Source organism: Microbacterium sp., from assembly GCF_031180975.1.
In the GTDB taxonomy this organism is placed as follows: domain Bacteria; phylum Actinomycetota; class Actinomycetes; order Actinomycetales; family Microbacteriaceae; genus Microbacterium.
Genome location: NZ_JAPSLI010000013.1, coordinates 35,920 through 42,707 on the forward strand (window position 1 = coordinate 35,920; position 6,788 = coordinate 42,707).

Below are 6,788 nucleotides of genomic sequence, written 5' to 3' on the forward strand. Positions count from 1 at the left end.
GGATGAGGGATGCGCCGACGCATCGACCTGGCGGAGGCCCGTTCTCTCCTGCTCTCCCGCACCCAGCTCCTGGCATCCGGAATGACGGAGCGTCAGCTTCGCGCCGACGTTCAGGCCGGGCTGCTGATCCGGCTGCACCGCGGCTTCTACGCGCCGGCCGCGGTGCTCCGGGACCTCTGGCCTGAAGGCCGCCACCTGCTCCGCGTGTTGGCGGTGCACGCCGCGAGTCCCGCTCCCGGGCCGGTGTTCTCCCACACGTCCGCCGCCGTGGTCCATGGTCACCCGCTGTACGTGACCACCGAGCCACCGGTGCAGGTGGTCATCAACGGTCGCCGTCACTCGCGCATCGAGGCCGGTGTGATCAGGCGCGACATGGCTGTGGCAGAGGCCGACATCGTCGATGTCGACGGAATTCGCGTCACCTCGCTGCCCCGCACCGTTGCGGACATCGCTCGAACCATGCCGCGGGAGGCGGCGGTCGCGCACGCCGATTCGGCGCTGCGATCTTTCGCCGTGGTCGGGAATGTGCAGGATGCCGAAGCAGCGGAGCACTGGAGGAGGACAACCCTGGAGCGTGTCGCGGTCGGAACACGCGGGGCGCGTCAGGCGAGATGGGTGCTGCACTTCGCCGATGGACGCGCTCAGCTGCCGGGGGAGAGTGTGAGCCGGCTGCATCTGCACACCCTCGGGTACACCCGCCTGGACCTCCAGATCCGCGTCGTGGGGTCGGCAGGCGACGAGTACTGGCTCGATTTCGGATTCCTCGGTGTGAAATCGTTCGGGGAGTTCGACGGTCTTGGGAAATACACGGATGCCGATATGCGGGCCGGCCTGTCGATGGAGGACGTCCTGATTCGGGAGAAGCTCCGCGAGGATGACGTCCGGGGCGTGACTGGGTGGGGCTTCGCGCGTTGGGGTCACGAGCACATCCGTACGGCGGACACCCTCGGACGCCGCCTCGCCGCGTTCCGCATCCTGCCGCCGGGGTGAAATTCTTCCGTTCCGCCCGGCACCCCGGGTTGTCGCCGACACCCCGGCGTTCCGGCGACAGCAGGGCGGGGTGTCGGCGCGTACCCGGGGGGTCGGAGTGGGGGGCATCGGGTGTCCGGGGTGTCGGCGCTACCGGCGGCGCGCACGCGGGCGCCGCGCGAGGCGAGTGTTCGACACCCCGGGTTGTCGTCGAGACCCCCGGGTACCGACGTCTGCAGGCCGGGGTGTCGGCGCGTACCCGGGGTGTCGACGTGTGGGGCGGCGCGTACCCGGGGTGTCGACGCACCGGCGGGGCGTACCCGGGGTGTCGGCGCGTACCCGGGTGTCGGCGCACGCGGTCGCTGCGCACGCCGGCATCGCGCGGGACGCCGCGCACGTGCACGGCTGGCTAGGCTGGTCGGGTGAAGATCGCGCGGTTCAGCCACAACGACGGCATCCGATACGGCATCCTCGACGACGACGAACTGGTGGTGCTCGCGGGCGACCCGATGTTCGCGGGCTACGAGACGACCGGCGAACGCGTCCCAGTCGGGGACGTCGCGCTGCTCGCTCCGGTGATCCCTCGCTCCAAGGTCGTGTGCGTCGGTCGCAACTACCACGACCACGCCGCCGAATTCGGCAACGTGGCCCCCGAGGAGCCGCTGCTGTTCCTCAAGCCGAATACCTCGGTCATCGGGACCGGTGACACCATCGTCCGGCCGGCGATCTCCGAGCGCACCGAGCACGAGGGAGAACTTGTCGCCGTGATCGGCCGGATCGCGAAGAACGTCAGCGCCGAGAACGCCCTTGACTACGTCTTCGGATACACCGTCGGCAACGACGTCACCGCTCGTGACCTGCAGCGCAAGGACGGCCAGTGGACCAGGGCCAAGGGCTTCGACACGTTCTGCCCGCTCGGCCCGGTGATCGAGACCGAGTTCGACCCGTCCACAGCGCGCATCGAAACGCGCGTGAACGGCGAGGTCCGCCAGCAGGCACCGCTCACCGACATGATCCACTCCGTCGCCGACATCGTGGCCTACGCGTCGGCGGTGTTCACGCTGCTGCCCGGGGACGTGATCATGACCGGCACGCCCGCGGGGGTGGGCGAGATCACCGCCGGCGACACCGTCGAGGTCGAGGTGACCGGCCTCGGCACCCTGCGCAACCCGGTGCGCGACGCCGCCCCCATCTCGTGAGCGCCCCAGCCCTCACTCTCGACGAGCAGCGGGCGGTCCAGCGCCGCACGGTGCTGATCCTGTCGATCGGGCAGGTACTCGGCGGCATCGCGTTCGGCGCGACGGTGTCGCTGGGAGCGCTCCTGGCCGCCCGCATCTCTGGCGACAACGCACTGTCCGGTCTGGCCACGGCATCCGTCACCCTTGGCGCCGCGCTGTGCGCGATCCCGCTGGCGCGACTCGCCGCCCGCTGGGGCCGTCGCCGCGCACTCACCCTCGGCAACCTGTTCGCGCTCGTCGGCATCGCCGTGGTCATCACGGCCGCGGCGGTGAGCGCGTTCCCGCTGCTGCTGGCCGGCATCCTGCTGATCGGGGCGGGCAACGCCGGCAATCTGCAGTCGCGCTTCGCGGCAACCGACCTCGCCGCTCCCGCGCATCGGGGCCGCGACCTGTCGGTCGTCGTGTGGGCCACCACCGTCGGAGGTGTCGCGGGCCCGCTGCTCCTCGGCCCCGGCGAGGTCGTCGGTCAGGCGATCGGGATGCCGCCGCAGACCGGCTCGTACCTGTTCTCACTCATCGCGCAGACCGCCGCGTTCGTGCTGTACATCGTCGCGCTGCGCCCCGACCCGCTGCTGGCCGCCCAGCGGCTGGCTCTCGACGCGGCCGCCACGTCGACCGCACCTGTCACAGCGGACCGGCCTCTCGTCGCCCGCTACGCGATCTTCGCCGTCGCCGGATCGCACGTGGTCATGGCATCCGTGATGGCGATGACGCCCGTGCATCTGGCCGAGATGACCCTCGCGGGGCACGCCGGACATGCCGGACACACCGGCACCGCTGACGTGTCCGCCGTCGTCGGCGTCACGATCGCGATGCACGTCGCCGGCATGTACGCGCTGTCCCCGCTGTTCGGCATCCTCGCCGACCGCTGGGGTCGCCTGAAGGTCGTGCTGCTGGGCCAGCTGCTGCTGGCGGGCGCGCTCGGCACGGCGATCTTCGCCGGCGAGCACCCGACAGGCGTCATGGTCGCGCTGATCCTGCTCGGACTGGGCTGGAGCGCCGCCACCGTGGCCGGTGCGGCACTGCTCACCGAGGCCACGGCCGCCGCGTTGCGCACCCGCCGCCAGGGCATCAGCGACTCGCTGATGAGCTTCACCGCCGCCGCGGGCGCCGCGGGGGCGGGCGTGGTGTTGTCACTGCTGGGCTACGGCGGCCTGGGCGCGGTCGCGCTCGTCATGGTGGTCGCGATCACCGTGCTGTCGCCGATCGGACGCATCAGGGCGGACAGATGAGCTGGGCCGGCGTCGGCGAGGCGTACGCGGACTCCTACGACGCCCTCAGCGCGGGCACGGGGGAGCGGATCCTGGAACTGCTCGGCCCGGCCGCCGGACGCTCGCTCCTCGACGTCGGAGCGGGCGCGGGCACGCTGGCCGCGCGGTACGCGGACGCCGGCTGGGCGGTCACCGCCTGCGAACCGGAGCCCAGCATGCGTGCGGCGGCGGCCCGGCGGCATCCCCGCATCCGCCTCGTCGACGCCGCCCTGCCCGAGCTGCCGTTCGCCACCGCCGGCTTCGACGCCGTCGTGGCGAACTTCGTGCTCAACCACGTGCCCGACCCGCGTGCGGCGGCGGCGGAGCTGCGCCGCGTCGCGCGGGATGCCGTCGTCGCCACCACCTGGACGCACTCGCCGTCCACCCTGTGGGCTGATGTCACCGCGCGGGCAGGCCTGCGCCCGGCATCCGGATCCCGCCTTCCCGCCGACAAGGACTTCGAACGCACCGCGGACGGCTTCCAGCGGATGCTGCACGACGCCGGCTGGAACGCGGAAGTCGGCGAGCTGACCTGGACGTGGCGGCCCACATCGGAGACGCTGTGGCGGACGATCGAGGGCGGCATCGCGAGCGCGGGTGCGTTCTTCGGCGGGCTTGCGGATGCCGAGCGGGTGCGATTCCGCGCGGCCTTCGACGACATCGTCGCCGAGCGCGCCGAAGACGGCCGTATGCCGATGACGCAGACCGCCGCGATCGCCGTCGCGCCGGCGCGCTGACCCGCCGTTCGGCGGCAGCGCGCCCGGATAGGATTGAGAGGTTATGGCTACTCCGCACCCCCTCACCACCACTGCCTCCGGCTCCGACGTCCGCGTCCGGTTCTGCCCCTCGCCGACCGGCCTGCCGCACGTCGGCATGGTGCGCACCGCGCTGTACAACTGGGCGTACGCGCGTCACAACGGGGGCAAGCTGGTGTTCCGCATCGAGGACACCGACGCGGCGCGGGACAGTGAGGAGAGCTTCCGCCAGCTCGTCGACGCACTCACCTGGTTGAAGATCGACTGGGACGAGGGCGTCGAGGTCGGCGGCCCGCACGCACCGTACCGGCAGTCGCAGCGCCACGAGATCTACCGCGACGTGATCGCGAAGCTCGTCGAAACCGGCGCACTGTACGAGAGCTACTCGACGGCGGAGGAGATCGACGCCCGTAACGAGGCGAACGGCCGTGCGAAGCAGCTCGGTTACGACAACTACGACCGTGACCTCACCGAAGAGCAGAAGGCGGCGTTCCGTGCCGAGGGACGCCAGCCCGCCCTGCGCCTGCGGGTGCCGGACGAGGACCTCACGTACGTCGACCTGATCCGCGGCGAGGTGACCTTCCCGGCCGGCTCGTTCCCGGACTTCGTCGTGGTGCGGCCGAACGGCGTGCCGCTGTACACGTTCGTGAATCCGGTCGACGACGCGCTGATGGGCATCACGCACGTGCTGCGCGGCGAGGACCTCATGCCGTCGACCGCCCGGCAGCTCGCGCTGTACGACGCGCTCATCCAGGCGGGTGTGACGACGTTCGTGCCGCGCTTCGCGCACATGCCGCTCGTGCTGGGCGAGACCGGCAACAAGAAGCTGTCCAAGCGCGACCCGCAGGCGGATCTCTTCCTGCACCGCGAGCGCGGCTTCATCCACGAGGGTCTGTTGAACTACCTCGCGCTGCTGGGCTGGTCGATCGGCCCCGACCGCGACGTGTTCTCGCTCGAGGAGTTCATCGAGGCGTTCGACATCGTGAACGTCAACCCGAACCCGGCTCGCTTCGATCAGAAGAAGGCCGAGTCGATCAACGGCGACCACATCCGGATGCTGGATGGCAAAGACTTCGCCGAGCGACTGGTGCCGTACCTGGCGGCCGCCGGCGTGTTCGGCGCCGACGAGCCCACGCACGAGCAGCTGGTGCTGACGTTCCGCGCGGCGCCGCTCGTGCAGGAGCGCATGCAGCTGCTCGGCGAGGCTCCGGGCATGCTCGGCTTCCTGTTCGCCGACGAGGTGTCCTACGAGCCCGACGCGCTCAAGGGCCTCCCCGCGAATGCCGGCGAGGTGCTGGACGCGTGCGGGGCTGCGCTCGAGCCGCTGGAGGAGTTCACTCCGGATGCCATTCAGGCGGCGCTCTCGGCGAAGCTCGTCGACGAGCTCGGCCTCAAGCCCCGCGTCGCGTACGGCCCGCCGCGCGTCGCCATCACCGGCCGCCGCGTGTCGCCGCCGCTGTTCGAGTCGATGGAACTGCTCGGCAAGGACGAGTCGCTGCGGCGACTGCGCGCGCTTTCGAGCCACCTCGCTGCTGCCTGACGCCCGCCCGGTCGTCGCGCGCCCGGTCGTTGGCCGCCCGGTCGTTGAGCGAGCGAAGCGAGACCAAACAGGCTCCGATCGGTCGTTGAGCGAGCGAAGCGAGACGAAACGCCTGGCCATCATCCGTCACGCCGCGTACCCTGGCCGGAGTCGACGGAGGGAACAACGATGACCGAGGTTCGATCGGTTCCGGCTCTGCAGCTGGACAGGTACCTGGGGCAGTGGTTCGAGATCGGGCGTCTGCCGCTGCGATTCGAGGACGAGGGCGCCCGCGACATCACCGCCACCTACTCACTGAACGACGAGGGCACCGTCCGCGTCGACAACCGGTGCCTCGACGAGGACGGCAAGCCCACACAGGCGGTGGGGGAGGCGGTGCCCGATCCCGAGCACCCCGGACGCCTCCGCGTAACTTCCTGCCCGAGGCCCTGCGCTGGATCCCGTTCACACGAGCCGACTACTGGGTGCTCCGCGTCGACCAGGAGTACCAGCACGCGCTCGTCGGGACGCCCGACCACAAGCACCTCTGGCTGCTAGCCCGCGAACCGCACATCGATCCGTCGGTGGAGGACTCGTTTCTCGGCTCGGCGGTCGATCAGGGCTACGACCTGGCGAAGTGGATCCGGCCGCAGCAGTCGGGCCGCGTCGTCGACGTCTGAGCGGTCACGCCACGCGCGGTGGACGCGCCGCATTTGGCTCCTCGGGAGCCGTCGGGTAAGCTTGAACCTCGGTGCGAGGCTCCGGTTTCGCCCTTGGGGTATGGTGTAATTGGCAACACGGCTGATTCTGGTTCAGTTGTTCTTGGTTCGAGTCCAGGTACCCCAGCAAGACAGATAGCCCCGGAAATCCGTATCAAATCGGACATCCGGGGCTCTTGCTGTGGAACGCGCTGATTCGCCCTTCCCCACCGGGGTTATCGGCAAGAAAGTGTGGACGGGTCGGGCGTGTCATGATCGTCCTGCCCACCCGGTTCTGAGCCAGAGGCCCTCGCCGGCGTCGAGTCCGGTGTCGTAGAGTGCGGGCCCGACGCGCTCTT

Annotated in this window: 5 protein-coding genes, 1 tRNA gene and 1 pseudogene; all 7 read left to right on the top strand. The window is 70.4% G+C overall.

Translation table 11 applies throughout. The features are described 5' to 3' along the window. The first annotated feature begins 9 nt into the window (after positions 1-9). The 7 genes and pseudogenes from RIF65_RS14850 (at position 10) to RIF65_RS14880 (ending at position 6,577) form a co-directional block, all read left to right on the top strand. A complete protein-coding gene (locus tag RIF65_RS14850; protein ID WP_309066957.1) occupies positions 10-990 on the top strand; it encodes a type IV toxin-antitoxin system AbiEi family antitoxin domain-containing protein in 981 nt (326 codons plus the stop codon). A 401-nt stretch (positions 991-1,391) separates the two neighbouring features. Then, positions 1,392-2,168, top strand: coding sequence for a fumarylacetoacetate hydrolase family protein (locus RIF65_RS14855; protein WP_309066958.1), 777 nt, complete (start codon positions 1,392-1,394; stop codon positions 2,166-2,168). Beyond that, on the top strand, positions 2,165-3,439 hold the full coding sequence (locus tag RIF65_RS14860; protein ID WP_309066959.1) for an MFS transporter: 1,275 nt from the start codon (positions 2,165-2,167) through the stop codon (positions 3,437-3,439). The genes RIF65_RS14855 and RIF65_RS14860 overlap by 4 nt, the downstream gene beginning before the upstream one ends. Further along, positions 3,436-4,194 (top strand): class I SAM-dependent methyltransferase, encoded by a 759-nt coding sequence (locus tag RIF65_RS14865; protein ID WP_309066960.1) that lies wholly within the window; start codon positions 3,436-3,438, stop codon positions 4,192-4,194. The genes RIF65_RS14860 and RIF65_RS14865 overlap by 4 nt, the downstream gene beginning before the upstream one ends. A gap of 43 nt (positions 4,195-4,237) precedes the next feature. Then, positions 4,238-5,752, top strand: a complete 1,515-nt coding sequence (gene gltX, locus RIF65_RS14870; RefSeq protein ID WP_309066961.1) for a glutamate--tRNA ligase — start codon at positions 4,238-4,240, stop codon at positions 5,750-5,752. Between the two features lie 168 nt (positions 5,753-5,920). Further along, positions 5,921-6,411, top strand: a pseudogene (locus tag RIF65_RS15145) (lipocalin family protein). A gap of 94 nt (positions 6,412-6,505) precedes the next feature. Further along, positions 6,506-6,577 (top strand) — tRNA-Gln (locus RIF65_RS14880). Positions 6,578-6,788: the final 211 nt, after the last annotated feature.